This is a genomic window from Novosphingobium sp. BL-S-33, assembly GCF_056857025.1.
The window spans coordinates 1,439,377-1,457,438 of the sequence record NZ_CM166475.1 but is presented as its reverse complement, the minus strand read 5'-3'; the positions used below and the strand labels follow the sequence as shown (position 1 = coordinate 1,457,438).

13 protein-coding genes are annotated in these 18,062 nt (G+C 60.9%); 12 read left to right on the top strand and 1 reads right to left on the bottom strand.

What is annotated here, in order from left to right:
- Window positions 1-43: 43 nt before the first annotated feature.
- The 12 genes from kce to AC1VVM_RS23015 all read left to right on the top strand — a co-directional run bounded on the left by kce (window position 44) and on the right by AC1VVM_RS23015 (window position 15,434).
- A complete protein-coding gene (gene kce / locus AC1VVM_RS23070) occupies window positions 44-973 on the top strand; it encodes a 3,5-dioxohexanoate:acetyl-CoA acetone transferase (RefSeq protein WP_395335235.1) in 930 nt (309 codons plus the stop codon).
- On the top strand, window positions 973-2,079 hold the full coding sequence (locus AC1VVM_RS23065) for a CaiB/BaiF CoA transferase family protein (protein ID WP_133085056.1): 1,107 nt from the start codon (window positions 973-975) through the stop codon (window positions 2,077-2,079). Before kce ends, AC1VVM_RS23065 begins: the two co-directional genes overlap by 1 nt.
- Before the next feature lie 201 nt (window positions 2,080-2,280).
- The gene (locus AC1VVM_RS23060) at window positions 2,281-4,662 is read left to right on the top strand and encodes a TonB-dependent receptor (RefSeq protein WP_395335232.1); all 2,382 of its coding nucleotides are present in this window, start codon (window positions 2,281-2,283) and stop codon (window positions 4,660-4,662) included.
- 54 nt (window positions 4,663-4,716) lie between these two features.
- Window positions 4,717-7,056 (top strand): 5-amino-6-(D-ribitylamino)uracil--L-tyrosine 4-hydroxyphenyl transferase CofH, encoded by a 2,340-nt coding sequence (gene cofH, locus AC1VVM_RS23055; RefSeq protein ID WP_395335229.1) that lies wholly within the window; start codon window positions 4,717-4,719, stop codon window positions 7,054-7,056.
- A complete protein-coding gene (locus AC1VVM_RS23050; protein ID WP_133085059.1) occupies window positions 7,053-7,883 on the top strand; it encodes an SDR family NAD(P)-dependent oxidoreductase in 831 nt (276 codons plus the stop codon). Before cofH ends, AC1VVM_RS23050 begins: the two co-directional genes overlap by 4 nt.
- Entirely contained in the window at window positions 7,880-8,539 is a 660-nt protein-coding gene (gene npdG / locus AC1VVM_RS23045; protein ID WP_133085060.1) for an NADPH-dependent F420 reductase, read from the top strand. Before AC1VVM_RS23050 ends, npdG begins: the two co-directional genes overlap by 4 nt.
- A 9-nt stretch (window positions 8,540-8,548) precedes the next feature.
- Window positions 8,549-9,286 carry a coenzyme F420-0:L-glutamate ligase gene (gene cofE, locus AC1VVM_RS23040; protein ID WP_482956647.1) on the top strand — a complete coding sequence of 246 codons (738 nt, stop codon included), beginning with the start codon at window positions 8,549-8,551 and terminating at the stop codon, window positions 9,284-9,286.
- Between the two features lie 56 nt (window positions 9,287-9,342).
- A complete protein-coding gene (cofC, locus tag AC1VVM_RS23035; RefSeq protein ID WP_482956646.1) occupies window positions 9,343-9,918 on the top strand; it encodes a 2-phospho-L-lactate guanylyltransferase in 576 nt (191 codons plus the stop codon).
- A gap of 88 nt (window positions 9,919-10,006) precedes the next feature.
- Window positions 10,007-10,927: a TIGR03619 family F420-dependent LLM class oxidoreductase gene (locus AC1VVM_RS23030; protein ID WP_482956645.1), complete on the top strand. Its 921-nt coding sequence runs from the start codon at window positions 10,007-10,009 to the stop codon at window positions 10,925-10,927.
- Between the two features lie 67 nt (window positions 10,928-10,994).
- Window positions 10,995-12,653 (top strand): FAD-dependent oxidoreductase, encoded by a 1,659-nt coding sequence (locus AC1VVM_RS23025; RefSeq protein ID WP_482956644.1) that lies wholly within the window; start codon window positions 10,995-10,997, stop codon window positions 12,651-12,653.
- Window positions 12,654-13,464: 811 nt separating this feature from the next.
- Window positions 13,465-14,619: an oxidoreductase family protein gene (locus tag AC1VVM_RS23020; protein ID WP_482956643.1), complete on the top strand. Its 1,155-nt coding sequence runs from the start codon at window positions 13,465-13,467 to the stop codon at window positions 14,617-14,619.
- Window positions 14,620-14,621: 2 nt separating this feature from the next.
- On the top strand, window positions 14,622-15,434 hold the full coding sequence (locus AC1VVM_RS23015) for an SDR family NAD(P)-dependent oxidoreductase (protein ID WP_236549397.1): 813 nt from the start codon (window positions 14,622-14,624) through the stop codon (window positions 15,432-15,434).
- 86 nt (window positions 15,435-15,520) lie between these two features.
- On the opposite strand, the gene AC1VVM_RS23010 is transcribed toward AC1VVM_RS23015, so the two are convergent.
- Window positions 15,521-17,767: a TonB-dependent receptor gene (locus tag AC1VVM_RS23010; protein WP_482956642.1), complete on the bottom strand. Its 2,247-nt coding sequence runs from the start codon at window positions 17,765-17,767 to the stop codon at window positions 15,521-15,523.
- Window positions 17,768-18,062: the final 295 nt, after the last annotated feature.

The window sequence follows — 18,062 nt, the reverse complement described above, 5'->3', positions numbered from 1 at the left end:
GGCGAGCCGGCTGCCATCGAGCGGCTGCGGGAAAGGAAACATCATGGCCAAACGAAAAGTCATCATCAGTTGCGCAATCACCGGAGCGATCCACACACCCTCGATGTCACCCCATCTTCCGGTGACGGCTGACGAGATCGCGGAATCTGCGATTGGCGCGGCCGAAGCGGGCGCAGCGATCATCCACCTTCACGCCCGCAACCCCACTGACGGCCGGCCCGACCAGGATCCCAAGCTTTTCGAACCGTTCCTCAAGGTCATCCGCCAGCGCAGCGATGCTGTGCTGAACCTGACGACCGGGGGACATCCCTCGATGACCGTCCAGGAACGCATCCGTCCCGCCCAGACTTTCGCGCCGGAAGTCGCCAGTCTCAACATGGGCACGATGGGTTTTGGATTGTTCCCGATGCTGGACCGCTTCAAGGAATTCAAACACGCCTGGGAGCCAGCGGCGCTGGAAGCATCGCGGGACTTGGTATTCAAGAATACCTACGCGGATATCGAGCATCTGCTCGGCACGCTTTCGCCTCTCGGCACGCGTTTCGAGTTCGAGTGCTACGACACCAGTCACCTCTATAACCTGAAGTACTTCCTGGACCGGGGCTTGGTAAAGGCACCGCTCTTCATACAGACATGCTTTGGCATTCTGGGCGGGATCGGCAGCCATCCCGATGATATCATGCACATGAAACGCACAGCAGATCGGCTGTTCGGCGATCAGTATCAGTGGTCGGTGCTCGGCGCGGGTGCCCGCCAGATGAGTGTCGTCGCGATGGCTGCGTCCATGGGAGGAAACGTGCGCGTCGGATTGGAAGATTCTTTGTGGGGCGGCCCCGGGCGTCTGGCCGAGACCAATGCTGAGCAGGTGCGCAACGCGCGCCAGATCATCGAGGGCATGGGGCTGGAAGTGGCAAGTCCGGACGAAGCTCGTGCCATTCTCGACCTGAAGGGCGCGGACCGGACAAATATCTGATGCCGGAACGGTCAGGGCCGCTGGTCGGCGTGCGTATCATCGAGATCGATGCGATCGGCCCGGTGCCGCTGGCAGCGATGCTGCTGGCCGACATGGGGGCGGACATCGTTCGGGTCGCGCGGCCTCCCTCCGCTGGACCCGGTGACTGGGAGGACGTGGGCGGTGATATCCTTCATCGCAGCCGAATGGTCACTTATCTCGATCTCAAAAACGAGAGGGACCGCAGCAGTCTGCTCGACCTGATCGAGCATGCAGACGGTCTGATCGAAGGCTATCGGCCAGGAGTGATGGAGCGGCTGGGTGTCGGTCCGGATGTCTGTCTTGCCCGTAATCCCAGCCTTGTGTTCGGGAGGATGACCGGCTGGGGACAGAGCGGGCCGATGGCCATGCGCGCGGGACATGACATCAACTATCTCGCAATCACAGGGGCGCTGCATGCCATGGGCAAGACCGGGGAGCCGCCGCCAGTCCCTCTCAATCTCGTCGGTGATTACGGCGGCGGCGCGATGTTCCTCATATTCGGAATGTTGAGCGCCTTGCTTTCGGCACGGCGGACGGGGGCGGGCCAAGTGGTTGATGCCTGCATCACGGACGGCGTCGCGTCGCTCATGAGCCTGTTCTACGCTTGGCAGCCGAAGGGCCTTTGGAATGATGCACCCGCATCCAATCTTCTTGACGGCGGTGCGCCGTTCTATCGATGCTACGCCTGTGCCGACGGCAAATTCGTGGCCGTGGGCTGTCTGGAACCCAAGTTCTTTGCGCAGATGCTCGAGGGTCTGGGCCTTGCAGGTCGCGGTTACGATCAACATGAGCGGGCGGGGTGGCCTGGGATGGAAGCCGATTTCGAAGCGGTCTTCCGGACGCGTACGCGCGACGAATGGGGCGAGACCTTTGCGTCGACCGATGCCTGCGTGACGCCGGTCCTAAGCATGGCCGAGGCTCCGGCGAGCCCTCACAACAACGCCCGAGATACTTTCGTCACCCTGGGCGGCGTAACGCAGCCGGCGCCATCGCCCCGTCTCACGGGGACTGTCCCGGCAATCACCGCCGGGACTGAGGCCACCATCGCGGACCTCATTCGGGCTTGGGCGCAGCCGCGTTATTGAAACTCGCAGTGACCATACGCCTCGCAGGTGGCGGTGGTAAGTATCGGCGGAGCCCCGGCTGCCCAGTCCATAAAACTGAACAGTTTTGCCCTCTTTTGTATCATTTCCTCTCCGAAGATAGGTGGTGAAAGACCGTGAATAGCGGCCATTCAGAGTGCTTTGAAAAGCCTGCGAAGAGACAGGCGGCGGGAGAGAGAGTTGATGAAATCGCGTTTGCTGAGACTTGCGCTGTTGTCGGCAGGAACGACCTTGGCCGTCCCGGCGTGGGCGCAGGATGAGAACGCTTCTGCCCCTCAGATGGAAAGCGCGGCGACGGGTGACATTATTGTCACCGCTCGCCGGCGCGAGGAGCGACTGCAGGATGTTTCCGTCTCCATTTCAGCGTTTTCCGCTGAAGCGCTCGAGCGCAGCACGGTCCAGACAGTGAGTGATTTGAGGACAATTACGCCAGGGTTCACGTTCTCGGCTGAAGGCGGTAAGGACAACGTGGCGCTGACGCTTCGCGGCATTGGCCAGCTCCCACTGGGTGAAGTAACCCCGGGCGTCGTGATCTACGTGAACGATACGCCGCTCCCGGCTGTGGGATCGAACGTGCCGACTTACGATATAAGCAGCATTCAGGTTCTGAAAGGCCCCCAAGGCACGCTGTTCGGGCGCAATACGCTCGGCGGTGCGGTGGTGATCGGCACGCAAAAGCCGACATACCGTTTCGAGGGCTTTGGCGAAGGCACATACGGCCGCTTCGACTATCGGGAGCTGCAAGGCGCGATCAACATCCCCATCGTCGAGGACAAGGTCGCGTTTCGCGCCGCGGGTCAGATTCGCCGTCAGGACCCGCGAACGATCGCCTTTGACGAGGGCCCCGGGTTCGACAATATCCATCAGGACGCCTTCCGGCTTTCGCTGCTGATTGAACCCTTCGATGGGTTCACCAGCACCACCGTATATGAGTATTTCAAGGGCGACGAGCTGGCTGGCGGGCTCTATCTTTTGCGTCAGAATTTTCCTTTCGCGGCGCTGGGCCTCGCGGCCGTCGATCCTCAAGTCGATGCCGCGTTGGCAACCCAGGCTTCCAATCGGCGCGGATCGTTCGACGGGGGAATCGACGGAGGTGCCTCGTATCGCAAGGCAACTGCGATCACCAACGACACGTCTTACAGTTTCGGCGACATGACGGTTCGGAACATCTTTGGTTATCGGAAGAACTACAGTTACCAGCTGATCAATACGGGCGGCCTGCCGATACTCCAGATTCCCACCGGCCTCTCCGCCCCGCTGCCGGCATCGGTGCCATTCACGCTGTTTACGGCGTCGTCGGTAATTGACCGCCAATATCTCACCAACGAGACACAGCTGCTCGGCAACTTCGGCGCGTTCAATTTTATAGCGGGCGTCTTCTACAACAACGACAAGCCCCACGGGCCCACCGGATCGCAGTTCACCGCGTTCTCGGTGGGCGGGGTTCCCGCTCCTGCGGTCACGTCCCATGTCCGTAACCGAAACTGGGCTATTTATGGGCAGATCGGGTACGACATAACCGACAAGCTGAAATTGAACCTGGGGGGACGCTACAGCTGGGACAAGGTTTCAGCGTGCGGCGGCACTATCGGGACCAGCTATGTGGACGAAGCGACTTGCCTGGCAACCGCGAACACCGGGGCAATTGATGGCGTGGGCACAGTATCGAACAAGGGGCAGGAGCCCAGTTGGACGGTCGGCCTCGACTACAAGGCGACGCCCGATTGGCTGCTCTATATCGTATCGCGTCGCGGCTATCGTGGTGCCAACGTCAACACGCCGAAATTCGAAACCGTCTATACGACTGGTGGAACCGATCCTGCTTGTGTCGCAACCGGAGGTGTTTGCCCCGATCTCCGGCCATTCCAGAAGACCAACGAAGAGACGATTACCGATCTCGAAGTCGGTTCCAAGTATGACTATCGCGTGGGAACCGCGCGGGGCCACCTCAATATTGCAGCTTACTATAGCAAATACAAGAATGCCCTCCAGTTCCTGAATACGCAGACGACCGTTCCCAACGGAACGCCGGATTCTCCTTCGAATGGTTCGCTCGCGGTCAATGCGGCGAACTTGCGGATCTGGGGCGTCGAACTCGAGGCCTCGATAAGCCCGGCACGCAGTGTAACCGTCGGCTTTAACGCGGCCTATACGAACGTGACGGTCGAAAGCCTTACCCTTCCCGCTGATTTGCCGCCGACGATCGTGCTCGGAAAGGATCAGATCAACAAGTATTCACCGAGCTTTTCCGGTACGGCCAGCTTCAACTGGATCCTCCCGGTGCGGCCCGCGAATGGCGAAGTCAGCTTCAATGCCGACGTATTCATGACCGCCGATTACGGTGGCCAGAACGGCGAGAAGCTGCCCGGCTACGAATTGGCGAATGCGCGCCTGGACTGGCGGGGAATTGCGGATACCGGGATCGATCTCGGAATCTTTGTGAAGAACGTTTTCAACGAAAAGTATTTCTCGGCCGCGAGCGTGCTTCTCCCGTCCTTCCCGACGAGTTCCGTTTATGCCGGCGACCCCAGGATTTGGGGCGTGTCGGCAAAGTACACGTTCTAGAGCGGCCGGAGCGACCGGTATGAAAATCGGCCTCGAACTATCACGGAGAATGTTGTGATGCTCGACCAACTGCACCTGAGCCACGATGATGCAAATCGCATTTACAGCGCTCTCACTTCGATTTCCCTCAACGAAATGATGGCCACGGCGGAGGCGATGACGCTCGCCGCCCATGGTCCGCGCATGACATATTCGCGCAAGGTCTTCATCCCGCTGACCAAACTGTGCCGCGACGTCTGCCACTATTGCACTTTCGCCACCACGCCCGGTCGGATCGACAAAGCCTACCTGGCCGCGGAGGATGTACTGGCGATAGCGCGCGCCGGTGTGGCGGCAGGATGCCGCGAGGCGCTTTTCACACTCGGGGATCGACCTGAACTTCGCTACGGAGCCGCACGCGACGCCTTGGCCAGATTGGGGCACGAAACGACCCTTTCCTATCTCGGCGAAATGGCAGCGCTCGTCTTGAACGAAACCGGGCTGCTTCCGCACCTCAATCCGGGGCTGATGGGTGCTGCCGACTATGCCTCACTGCGTCCGCATGCGGCCTCGATGGGCCTGATGCTTGAAAGTAGCTCGCAGCGCCTGTGCGAGAGAGGAGGGCCGCACTTTGGATCGCCCGACAAGGAGCCGGCGCGGCGGCTTGAGTCGATTGCTCAGGCAGGGCTTGCCAAGGTTCCTTTCACTACCGGCCTGCTGATCGGCATCGGCGAAACGTGCCGCGAGCAGGTTGATGCACTTGTCGCCATCCGCGACCTGCATCGCCAATACGGGCACATACAGGAAGTCATAATCCAGAACTTCCGCGCCAAGCCCGGCACGCAGATGGTAGATTTCCCAGAGCCGGCATTGGATGACCATCTCTGGGCCATCGCGGCTGCTCGTATCATCCTCGGCCCCGAGATGACGATTCAGGCTCCGCCAAATCTTCAGGAAAGCCATAATTTCGCTCCGCTGCTTCGCGCTGGCGTCAATGACTGGGGAGGAGTCTCTCCGGTAACGCCTGACCATGTCAATCCGGAAGCGCCTTGGCCGCACCTCGACATGCTCGAACGCGCCACCAATGCCGCCGGGCGCACATTGCACCAGCGCCTTGCGATCGGCCCCCGCTATGCAACGGCCGCAAGGCAATGGGCCGCGCCGCCTGTCGCGGCAACCGTTCTTCGGGCAATCGATGCTCGCGGACTGCCAAAAATCGACGATTGGGCCGCGGGCAGAGGCGATGCTGCGCCGCAGCAGATCTCGGCGGGTGGATTTGCGGTATCCCCGCGCATATCGTCGATACTTGACAGCGTGAAAGCCGGCCACGTGCTGGGCGAAGCGGATATCGTGTCGATGTTCGATGCCGAAGGAGCCGACTTCACAGCGATCGTGAACTTCGCCGATCGCCTTCGCAGGGACGTAGTGGGCGAAACGCTGACTTTTGCGGTCAACCGAAACATCAATTACACCAATATCTGCCTCTACAAATGCGGCTTCTGCGCGTTTTCCAAGGGTAGTACCAAGGCCATGCGCGGGCCGGCATATCGGCTCGATTTCGCCGAGATTGGCCGCCGGTCCGCCGAAGCCTGGGATCGCGGGGCCACCGAAGTCTGCCTGCAAGGCGGTATCCACCCCGATTACGACGGTAACACCTATCTGGATGTACTTCGCGCAGTGCGTCAGGCGGCGCCGGATATCCATATCCATGCCTTCTCCCCGCTTGAGGTGACGCACGGCGCGAGAACATTGGGGCTACCGCTCGAAGACTTTCTGGCCCGTCTGAAAGCAGCCGGGTTGTCGACGCTGCCCGGCACGGCCGCCGAAATCCTCGATCCCGAAATCCGCGACATCATCTGCCCGGACAAGGTTACAGCGGACGAGTGGATCGAGGTCATGCGTGTCGCCCACGGCGTTGGACTGCGCAGCACCGCCACGATCATGTTCGGCCACGTCGAGGGATATCGTCACTGGGCACGTCATCTCCTGTCGATCCGATTGCTTCAGGACGAGACGGGTGGGTTTACCGAATTCGTCCCGCTGCCTTTCGTCCATATGGAAGCGCCGATCTGGCAAAAAGGCCTGGCACGGTCGGGTCCGAGCTACCGCGAGGCGGTGCTGATGCATGCCGTCGCCCGTATCGTGCTGCATCCCGTGATCGCCAATATCCAGGTCTCGTGGGTCAAGATGGGGCCTGAGGGCGCAGCGGCGATCCTGCAGGCAGGTGCAAACGACATGGGCGGCACCCTGATGGACGAGTCGATCACCCGTGCCGCCGGCGGCGTCAACGGGCAGGAATTTGGGCCGACGCAAATGCGGGCGCTCGCCGCTTCCGTCAACCGGCCCGTGCGCCAGCGCACCACCTTGTATGAAGATCCGCCGGTTCGTCACGGCCATTGCATGGAGACGTTATGATCGATCTTTCCTTTCCGTTGCGCGACAAGGTGGCTCTCGTCACCGGAGGCGGCAGCGGCATCGGGCGCGCTACCGCCCGCATGTTCGCCCAGCGCGGCGCCATGGTCGCCGTCGCCGGCCTCGACGAGGCGCCGCTGCTTCTGGTTGCCGAGGAAATTGTCGCCGCTGGCGGGCAGGCATTGCCGATTGTCATGGACGTGACGAGCGAAGACGCGATCGCAGGGGGCGTTGCGCGCCTCGCGGATCGCTTCGGCAGGCTGGATATTCTTCACAGTAATGCGGCGCAGACCGGCGAACTGCAGGAGGATGGCCTCATCGATGCAATGGACGCGGACTTTTGGGACCGCACGTTCTCGATCAACCTGCGCGGATCCATGCTTTGCGCCAAGCACGCCATTCCGCTCTTGCTGACGAGCGGGGGGGGCTCGATCATTTTCACCGGCTCCGGCAAGGGTCTCGCCGGCGATCTTGATTACCCGGCTTACGGCACGTCAAAGGCGGCCTTGCTGGGACTTTCGCGCTACATCGCGACCCAGTACGGGAAGCAGGGCATTCGCTCCAATGTCGTTGTCGTGGGCCTAGCCATGACCGAGGCGCTTGACAGGAACATGCCCGAGGCGGCGCAGAAGCTGATGACCGAGCACAATCTGGTCGACCACCTCGGCAGGCCCGAGGACATTGCCGAAGTGGTCGCATTTCTAGCTTCCGAGCAATCCCGCTACATCACGGGAGCAGCGATCGTCGCTGACGGCGGCTTCACTTCGCACTCGGCCGTCTATGCGGACATGCTGCGCTTTGCAGCGATGGATACCGGAGCCAAGGCATGACGCAACCTTCTATTGCCGTCGTTGGCGGCACGGGAAACCTTGGTGCGGCTATTGCCTGGCGGCTTGCCCGAGCAGGTTATGAGGTCGTAATCGGATCGCGAAATGCCCAAAGTGCGCAGGACGCGGCATCGGGGTTGGGGCACGGACTTCGCGGCGCGAGTAACGTCGACGCGGTGGCAGGAGCCGATATCGTGATCGTCACGGTTCCCTTCGCCGCGCAGCAATCGACGCTTGCTGACATTGCGCCGCATGTCGCAGGAAAGCTGGTGGTGGATACTACCGTTCCCCTAGTTCCTCCCAAGGTCATGCGCGTGCAACTGCCCGATGAGGGATCGGCAGCCATGAGAGCGCAAGCGGCTCTTGGCCCCAGTGCCGTGGTCGTGTCGGCGTTCCATAACGTCGCTGCCCACAAGCTCGCCCAGGACGTCGATGTCGGCTGCGACGTCCTCGTCTTCGGAGACGACAAGGAAGCGCGGGGACGGATTGTGGACCTTGCCGATGCCATGGGGCTTCGCGGCCTTCACGGCGGTGCGCTTGTCAATTCCGCCGCAGCCGAGGCGCTGACCTCCATCCTCATTTTCATGAACAAGACGTACCGTGTCGACGGCGCCGGCATTCGGATCACGGGCGAGCTTATCCCGCCGGATCAGCAATAGGCAGCGGCAATGATCGAAATAGTCGAATTGAGCGGCATCGGCGAAATCGCGCCCGGCGACGACCTCGCTGGGATACTTGGAGATGCCCTCCAACGGTGTGGATCGCCGCTGCGCGATGGGGATGTACTCGTGGTAACCCAGAAGATTGTCTCGAAGGCCGCGGGACGGCAGGTCGATCTTGAGCAAGTCGAACCGGGTGAGCCGGCCCGCGAACTGTCCCAATTGACGCGCAAGGATCCGCGCATGGTTCAACTGGTGCTCGACGAATCGAGTGAGATTGTGCGAGCGGTTCCCGAAGTGCTGATCACCCGGCACAAATTGGGTCACGTCATGGCCAACGCGGGGATCGATCGTTCCAACATCGGTCCATCACTGGGCGCTCGTGCACTGCTGCTCCCCTTGGATCCTGACGCAACAGCGGCGAATTTGCATAGCGCGCTTGGAGTGCCGGTAGTGATCTCGGACAGCTTTGGAAGGCCCTGGCGCCTTGGCGTGGTCTGTGTTGCCATCGGCGCAGCGGGCCTGCCGGCTCTCCACGATCGCCGCGGCGAACTCGATCGCGACGATCGCCCTCTGGAAGTCACTCAGGTGGCGCTGGCCGACATGATAGCAAGCGCGGCAGGGTTGGTGACGGGTGAAGGCGCAGAAGGCATACCGGCCGTTCTCGTCCGCGGATGCCGCCTTGAGGGGATGCCGCGCAAAGCCGCCGAACTGGTACGCCCGAGGCGCGAAGACCTGTTTGCATGAACGGGGCGCCTGCGCGCCTTCGTATTTGCAATTAGCTCCGCCGCAGGACTTGCACGATGAGAAACTGGATCGCTGTGGTTCCCTGGAAACAGGGGAGGGAAACGAAGTCGCGACTGGCACCGAGCCTGAGTGCGAGAAAGCGGCAGGCGTTGGCCTGCACAATGGCGGCGCACGTTGTGGGCTGCCTTTCCGGGATAGAGGCAATCGAATCGACTTTCGTCCTGGCGCCTGCCAGCGTGGAAGGTTGGCCGGTGCAATGGCTGCGCGACAGCGGCTTTGGTCTTAACGGCGAACTGAACAGGATCCGTGAACATTTCGGCAGCCGACCGCTCCTTGTTATCCATGCCGACCTGCCTGCGTTGGTCGGTGAAGACGTGGAGGGGCTGCTTGCCGCGGCGCAGGCGACGGGACGCGCATTCGCCCCCGACCGGCATGGCAAAGGCACCAATGCAATCGCTCTTGCGGACTCGGGCTCGTTCACCTTCGCATTCGGTCCTGGCAGTCTAGCACATCACCGGGCGCAGTCGCCCGGTGCCGCCATAGTCGAAAGGGCGGGCCTGGGTTTCGATCTCGATACTCCGGCCGATCTCGAACACGCAGTTTCCCGACGCCTGATCAGGCAAGCCGCATGAGCATTCGCCGCTCGTCCCCCTTCCTAAGGAAAGGTGCGAGCACGCCGCCGCGCTTCACTATCCGCCCGACATCGTGAGAGGACAGCAGATGAAACTGAACGTCAGTGTGCCCAACAGCATGCACGTGGCTGCGATGACCCAGCCCTGGGAGCATGCCCTGACGGGCGACGATATTGGGCATGCGCTGAAAATTGCGGACGATCTCGGCTTCAACAAGTGCATGCTGGGCGAGCATTTCATAATTCCCCGTGAGCACATCGAACTGTCAGGCGACCATTACGTTCATGGAACAGTGGCTCTCGCATTCCTTGCCGGCCGAACCTCCAGGATGAAAGTCAGCTCTTCGGTCACGATCCTGCCCCTCCAAAACCCGATCGTCCAGGCCAAGGCATGGTCTACGCTCGACTGGTTGAGCGGTGGGCGGGCGACCGCGCTGTTCGGCGTGGGATGGCTCAAGGAAGAGTTCGACATGCTGGGAGTGGATTTCCATAACCGGGGACGAATGGCCGACGAGTACGTGGCTGCGATCATCGAGCTTTGGACCGCTGACAATCCGGAATTCGACGGCGAGTTCGTGAAATTCAGCAATGTCGGGTTCGCACCGAAGCCGGTCCAAGAGCCCGGCCTGCCGATCTGGTTCGGCGGCGACGCGGAAGCTGTTCTCAAGCGCGTGGCAAAGTTTGGCGACGGTTGGTCTCCGTTCAGGACACCGCCCGAAAAATTCCCGGAGTGCCTGGATTTCATCCGGTCCCAGCCCGAATATGACGGGCGCCCCATCGACTTGTTCTTCGCGCTCGAAATGCTCAATGTCGGTGCGCATCACGAAATCATGGACGACCCGCGCGCGCCAGGAACTCGCGATGCGCAGAAGATCATTGACCAGATCGGATGGCTTCGCGACCTGGGTGTCAACGAGACGATCGTCCCTCTGCCGCCAGGGATTGGTGGAATGGATGAATACGTCGAGCGGCTGCAGTGGGTCGCGCAAGAGATCATGCCGAAAATCTGAACTGGGCCGTCGGAACGACGGGTTTGGTGAGCGCCGTTCCATCCAAATCGAAAAACGGGAGGTAGCAATGACCCAGTATGATGTGGTCGTGGTGGGTTCGGGCGCGGCAGGCATGACTGCCGCGCTGCGCGCGGCGGCGGCGGGGAAGTCGGTGATCGTTCTCGAGAAGGCATCGCATTTTGGCGGAACGACCTCGATCTCGGGCGGCGGTATCTGGGTTCCGGTAAGCCCGCAGGCGCGGGCCGCCGGGGTCGACGACAGCAAGGACAGGGCGCGGCAATACGTCCTGGATGTCATAGGTCCCTCGGCCGAGCCGGCGCTCATTGATGCCTACCTCGATGCAGGGCCCCGGATGGTGGAGTGGCTGGAAAAAAACAGCCGGGTCGAATTCCTGCTCTCGCCGCCGAGCAGCGATTGGTATCCCGAAGTTGACGGCGCAGCCGATCACGGTCGTTTGCTCGCCCCCAAGGAGTACGATGGCAAGAAGCTGGGCGAACACTTCGCGCAGCTGAGGCCCGCGCGGGAAGAGTTCAACGCGCCGGGAGGCTTCATGATCGACCTGTTCGATCTGCCATATCTTGCGCAAATGCCCTCGGCGAAATCGCTCGTGCACTTCGGCAAGCTGGCTGCCAAATTCGGGTTCGACAAGCTTCGCCGCTATCCTCGCGGCACGCGTCTCACGATGGGAAATGCACTGGCGGCTCGTCTCCTTCGCTCCGCGCTCGACGCGGGGATTACGCTGCGCACCGATGCGCCGGTCGATCATTTGCTGGTGCAGTCCGGCCGGGTGACCGGCGTTCGGGTAGGTGACGAAGAGATCGGTGCAAGGCTGGGCGTCCTGCTGGCATCGGGTGGATTTTCCGCCAGCGAGCAGCTTCGCAAGGCTTATATCCCTTTTGCCGAAAACCATGTCTCGATCCTCCCCTACGAAAACACGGGCGACGGCATGAACATGGGATTGGAGGCAGGCGGCGCGCTTGCCGAGGAAAATCTGGTCAACGCGGTATGGGCGGTGGTCTCCAAGCTCACACGGCCCGACGGATACGTGGCACGCTATGCCCATCTCATCGATATGTCGAAGCCCGGATGCATAGCGGTCAACGCCAAGGGCGAGCGCTTCGGTAATGAAGCATCTGTGCATTTCGTTGAAGCGATGCACCGTGACGGAGCGGTTCCGGCCCACATCATCTGCGATGCCGATTTCATCAAGAAGTACGGTATGGGCATGGTCTATCCCGGTGGCGGCGGTCTCAAGAAGCTTATCGCGGCGGGCTATGTCACCGAGGGGCGCAGTCTCCGCGAACTCGCGGAGAAAATCGGCGTAGACCCTGATGGCCTTGTCGCCAGCGTGGCCAAGATCAACCGCTATGCGGAGATCGGGCATGACGCCGACTTCGGAAAGGGAGAGACACAGATCGACATCGAGATCGGCGACCCCCGGAACAAGCCCAATCCTTGCCTGGGGCGCGTCGAGCGGGCTCCATTCTATGCGATCAAGATCTACCCGGGCGATGGCTCGACGACCGTGGGCCTCAAGGTCGACGCGCAGTTTCGCGTGGTAGGGGGAGACGGCACACCTGTTCCCGGTCTTTATGCTGCCGGGTTGGATGCCAATTCGATCTGGCGAGGCAAATCGCCTGCGCATGGGTGCAACGTAGGTCCTGCCATGGTCACCGGCTTTATTGCGGGCAATTCGATGGCGCAGGCCCTGACACTCGCAAACTAGCTCTCAAGTCACATACACGGCGCTTCTCGTCCCGGCGGGAAGCGCCTTGTGCTGTGCATTGCCGGAGGACAGCGGCAATACGGCTGCCGAGGCGGCCCCCGCGACGCATCGGTTGATTGACCATAATCGCCGCCATCCGCGGCGGAGCGCGCAGCAAGGAACGTGACGAAGGTCGACGGCTAGCGCGCTACGCGGCAACGCCGGTTCATTCGGCACAGAATTTGGGCCGCATCGCCGCACCGTGAACGCTCCCCAGCCTCGTGCCGTCGGACGCGTCCCAATACCCACGCCAGAACCAGACCCGCCCATCGAAGTCGAGATCGAACACCGCCGCGACGAGCGTTGTTACGAGCCGTCAATCCCAAAGCCGGCGCGCTGTGCCTAACCATTCCGTAGAGACGGGGCCGGCGTCGCGATTTCCCGGAGCACCGCAGTAACACTCATCGTACAGATCACTTCGTCGCGCCAGCTCTCGGCAGATCGGATCGGCACCCTGGCGCAGCTGGGCGACTGGAAGGGCCGATTGATAGTTGGCCCTCGGTGGCAAGCGCCACGCGCAAGTGGGTTAGGTCGAGATGGGGACCATGGAGGAGCACCAAAACCTGCAAAAAGCCGTTTCCCAGGTCTCCGTCGAAGGTCGGGGTGGTCCCTCTCTTCGGGCAGGTTGCGCTTCGGTTGCGCCTGCGATGCTCGGTATCCCGGATGCAGCGTAAAATCGGTCCGCAAAGCCGGCAAGCTCCCTCGGCCCAGGTTCGAGGGTCTTCGCCGGGACGGACGACGCTGTAACACAAGAACACATCAGGAGAGTTCGATGGACCCACAAGCCCAACCGCAATACCGCAATGCGACGGTCGATCCTGATTGTGTGCCTCGTCCTTATCCCACCCGAACTGGTCATCTGCCGACCTCGATGGAGGGGATCGATGCCGCGTGGTTGGGATCGATTATGGCCCACAAGTATCCCGGCGTCGCGGCACGCAGCATGGAAACGGTCCAGCTGCTGAACAGCCACACGACCAAGTGGCGCGTCAAAGTGGATTGGAACGAAGCGGGGCTTGCCGCCGGGCTCCCCGCGAACCTGTGCCTGAAGGCCAACTGGTCGGGCAGCTTCGACAATGTCGATATCCATGCCGTCGAGGCCCGGTTCTATCATTTCCTCGCCAAGGAAATGAAGGTTCCCACCGCGCAATGCTATTACGCCGACTGGGACGACGATGGCAGCGCTCACGGCCTGCTCGTGCTGGAAGACCTCAATGATCGCGGTGGACACTTTGGTCACAGTACGCAGCACTCCGGCATCGACATGATCGCCTCCAACCTCGAGGGACTGGCTGGTCTTCACGCCGGTCTCTGGGGAAGCGAAAAAATCTCCAAGGCCAATGCCCCGTGGCTGCAGACGCAGATGGATACTCCGGTCGACAGCGACCAGGTCCGCATCATGTGGCAGTGGATCGACGACAATCTGAAGGATCCGAATTTCCGCGCGATCGCGCCAAAGCACTATCTTGACGATCCGCGCCGCGTCGAGCGCGCATTCGACCGGCTGGGCGAACTTGAGCGTGCCTATGACGCGCCCTATTGCATCGCACTGGGGGATTGCCACCAGGGGAACACCTATATCCTGCCTGGCGGGGAAAGGCTTTGGTTGGATTGGCAACTGGTGCGACGTGGACGTCCGTGGCGTGATCTTACTTATTTCCTAGTCGGATCGCTGACCATCGAAGAGCGGCGCGCCCATCACAAGGATCTGCTCAAGCAGTATCTGTCTTACCTGACCGCGACGGGCGTTCCCGGAATTCCCAGTTTCGAGGAGGTCTGGGAGCAGACACGCTTGTGGGTGATGTACGGAATTCAGGCGTGGGTCGCCAACCACGACTCCTGGGGGCAGAACGGGTTGCCTATGAACGAGCGGTTCTTCGTCGCGGGCGAGGAACTGGGGACCTGGAAGATCCTGCTGGGAGAGTGAGGGTGGGACTGGTTCAGGGAAAAATCGCCGTCGTCACGGGATCGGGATCCAACATCGGGGAAGCATGCGCTCGCAAGCTCGCCTGCGAGGGCGCCAAAGTGGTTCTGGCAGACATTAATCTGGCGGGAGCAGAGCGCGTGGCGAAGAGCATCCGCGCCGCCGGTGGGGAGGCGATGGCATGTCCGCTCGATCTTGCAGAAGAGGCGAGTATCGCTGCATTGGTCTACGCAGTGATCACCGCTCATGGCCGGATTGATGTCCTGCACAACAATGCCGCCAACACCGCCGTCAACCAAATGGCCGCTGACGGTGCTCTGGTCGATATGGACGCAGCGGTTTGGGATGCAGCGTTTCGTATCAACACGCGCGGCACGATGCTGATGATCAAACACGTCGCTCCCCACATGATCGCCGCGGGCGGTGGGTCGATCATCAATACAAGCACGGGCGTTTCGATCCTCGGGGATGTCTTCAACCCGGCCTATTCTTCCTCGAAAGGAGCGGTGAACAGTCTTACGCGCAACACTGCCGCCCAGTTGGGCCGCCAGAACATCCGCTGCAACGCCGTGATGCCCGGTTTGGTTCTTACACCGCAGGCGCGCGAAATGATGCCTGCAGAACAACTGCGCATGATCCAGCGGCATGTCCTGTTGCCACGAGAAAGCGTGCCTGACGATATCGCCGGGGCCGTGCTGTTCCTTGCCTCGGATCTTTCGGCATTCGTCACGGGCCAAGTCTTCTCGGTCGATGGCGGTATCTGCCACCACACTCCATATTTCGGCGATGTCATGGATATGCAAGCGGCCGCACACTAATGAAAACGGAGCGGTTAGTCGCAGACTGACCGCTCCCCACAAGATTACCTGATCGGCTCCGCGGATAACGCGGAGCCGAATTGATTTCAGAACTGGACCTTGGCAACGACCCCGTAAGTGCGCGGATCGCCTACAGCTACCGAATTGACCGGGAAGCTCTTGAGCAAGACATCCGCAGCCGCGAAATATCGCTCCTTGGTCAGATTGCGGACGAAGAAGCTGAGATCGACGCCAGTATGAGCGATGTTCTCCCAGTCCAGGCGCATGTTGACGAGATTGTATCCTGGCAGCTTTTCTCCATATTGACCACCGAAGTCCGCAGTCATGAACAGGTCACCGCTCAGCACCAGATCACCGTCCGCCGGACGGACAGGTAAAGTCCAGTTCGCGCTGAAGGTGCCGGAAAAGGTCGGTGCGTATTTGTTTACGTCGGAAGCGGTGAAGGAAATTCCTTCCACGTCGGGCAGCGTGAGCTTGTCTACCCTCATGTGCGTATAAGCGCCGTTGAAGGAGACCGTCAGGTTTCTGCTGGGGCTGACGGCGGCATCCAGTTCCACACCATAGATCGACAGGTCTGCGGCGTTCACGCCGAATGAACCGTTGGTGGGACTGTCCGGGGCGGAAGCGGGAATCAATGTTTGCGCGTTCAGAAATTGCAACGCGTTTTTATACTTGCTGTAATAGGCTGCTGTGTTGATGTGGCCGTGGGCACCGGCGATGTTGAACGTCCATTTCTCACCGATCTCGATATCGGTAAGCGTCTCTTTCCCGGTTTTCTGAAATGGCCGCAAATCAACGCATTGACCCGAGCCAGATCCGCAGGCGGGGTCGGTTCCGCCGGTCGTAAAGCGCGTTTCGAACAGCGGCGTGTTGACATTGACACCGCGGTAGCCACGACGGCTTACCACATACAGCAGAAGGTCAGGCGCGGCCTTCCAATCCGCACCAATCGTCCAACTGGGCGCGGAGCCGCGATTGGATACCACGCCGATGCCGTCGGGAAGATTGAGCTCTGCAAGCGACCGGCAGGTCGAATCCTCGGCATAGGAAGTTCCGATGGCGCCGCCGCAAGCCGACACACGGTCCCAGCTGTAGCGCAGGCCGGCGTTGAGCGTGACGGCGTCCGTCACCTTGTAGGAGATCTGTCCGAACGCAGCGTAGTTGGTGTTCCTGACATTGGCGGTGACGACTGCGGCAGGTGTTCCGGGCGTGGTGAATGCGGAGAATGTCGAACCGGAGGGACCATCGGGTGTGTCATGGCTATAGAAGCCGCCGAGAATGAAATTGAATCGGTCGAAGCTGCCAAGGAACTGCACTTCGTCGGTCAGATACTGGCGCTGAATCAGCGCAGCCGCATGGAATACCGTGAAGGGAACATCCACCGGACTGCCCAGTGCGGCGCCCGGCAGGTACATCGGGCCGAGAGCAGAAGTGTTGATCAATTGGTCGCTGCGATTCTTGCGATAACCGAAAATGTTTCGCAGCGTGAATTGGCCGAAACTTGCGGATGTGTCGTTCGAAATGCCCCAGTTGCGACGATTGGCACGGCCGGATCCCGAATCGTCCGTGAAAGCACCGTAGAAATTCTGCTTCTGCAACGCGAGATACTGCGCCGTCTGAGCATCAAGGGAACCGCCGATCAGTGCACCTGCAGCCGCGCCGACGGATGGGGCGAACAGGTCCGTAAAGCTGAAGTTCTGGCGAAGCAGATAATACCCTGAGGCAGATTCCCTGGCTTTGAAGTAGTCGAAAATGGTCGTGCTCTTCAGCCAGTCGGCGGGCGTGAAGAGTACCGAGGCTCGTGCGCTGTCCTGATGGACGTCATTGAACCCATCGCCGCCGTTGATCGAATATGTCATCGGATCGCGCCGTCTGATCTGTCCTGCAACGCGGATGGCCAGAACGTCCGCGATGACCGGGACATTGAGGGCGCCCTGAACTTCGCGATAGTCGTAATTGCCGTAAGTCCCCTGCAGATAACCGCCAAAGTCCTGGCCAGGTGATTGCGGGGATATCAGAACTGCACCGCCAAGGGTGTTGCGGCCGAACAAAGTGCCCTGCGGGCCCTTGAGGACCTGGATGTTGCCGATATCGAACGTCGGCACGTTCGAGCCGAGAGAGGCAAGGGGCACGTTCGCGAAATAGGTAACTACACCGGGCGTGACTTCGCCAGTCGGTATCTGCCCGATCCCGCGAAGTGAAACCGAGGTGTTGTCCTTGCCGCCTTCCGAACTGAATGTAAGACCGGGCGAGATAGTCCGAATATCGGCAATCGTCTGGACGCTGCTACGCTCAAGGGCGGTATCGGAGAATGCTACGACCGATACAGGCACGTCCTGAAGCCGCTCCTCACGCCGCCGCGCCGTGACGACGATCTCGCCGGTCAGGGACGGGGCGGCGGAGGACTGCGCTTCAGCGGTCTGGTCGGGCGTGGGCGGGCCATCGGCGGCCCAGGCCTGAACAGGAAGCACGCTCATTGCACAGAGCCCGGTCCCCGCTACGATGCGGACGAATTTAGTTTTCATGTATCGCCTCCCACTTGCGTCCGGCTTCTTGCGCCGCGCGTAGATATTCCCCGCTGCTAATGAACGGGCAGACGGCGGGAGCTATAGAGATCTATCTCGTTTC

Coding starts and splice junctions, on each gene's coding strand:
- AC1VVM_RS23065 (WP_133085056.1), top strand. CDS start 973: ATGCCGGAACGGTCAGGGCCGCTGGTCGGCGTGCGTATCATCGAGATC.
- AC1VVM_RS23030 (WP_482956645.1), top strand. CDS start 10,007: ATGAAACTGAACGTCAGTGTGCCCAACAGCATGCACGTGGCTGCGATG.
- npdG (WP_133085060.1), top strand. CDS start 7,880: ATGACGCAACCTTCTATTGCCGTCGTTGGCGGCACGGGAAACCTTGGT.
- AC1VVM_RS23025 (WP_482956644.1), top strand. CDS start 10,995: ATGACCCAGTATGATGTGGTCGTGGTGGGTTCGGGCGCGGCAGGCATG.
- AC1VVM_RS23020 (WP_482956643.1), top strand. CDS start 13,465: ATGGACCCACAAGCCCAACCGCAATACCGCAATGCGACGGTCGATCCT.
- cofC (WP_482956646.1), top strand. CDS start 9,343: ATGAGAAACTGGATCGCTGTGGTTCCCTGGAAACAGGGGAGGGAAACG.
- AC1VVM_RS23060 (WP_395335232.1), top strand. CDS start 2,281: ATGAAATCGCGTTTGCTGAGACTTGCGCTGTTGTCGGCAGGAACGACC.
- kce (WP_395335235.1), top strand. CDS start 44: ATGGCCAAACGAAAAGTCATCATCAGTTGCGCAATCACCGGAGCGATC.
- cofE (WP_482956647.1), top strand. CDS start 8,549: ATGATCGAAATAGTCGAATTGAGCGGCATCGGCGAAATCGCGCCCGGC.
- AC1VVM_RS23050 (WP_133085059.1), top strand. CDS start 7,053: ATGATCGATCTTTCCTTTCCGTTGCGCGACAAGGTGGCTCTCGTCACC.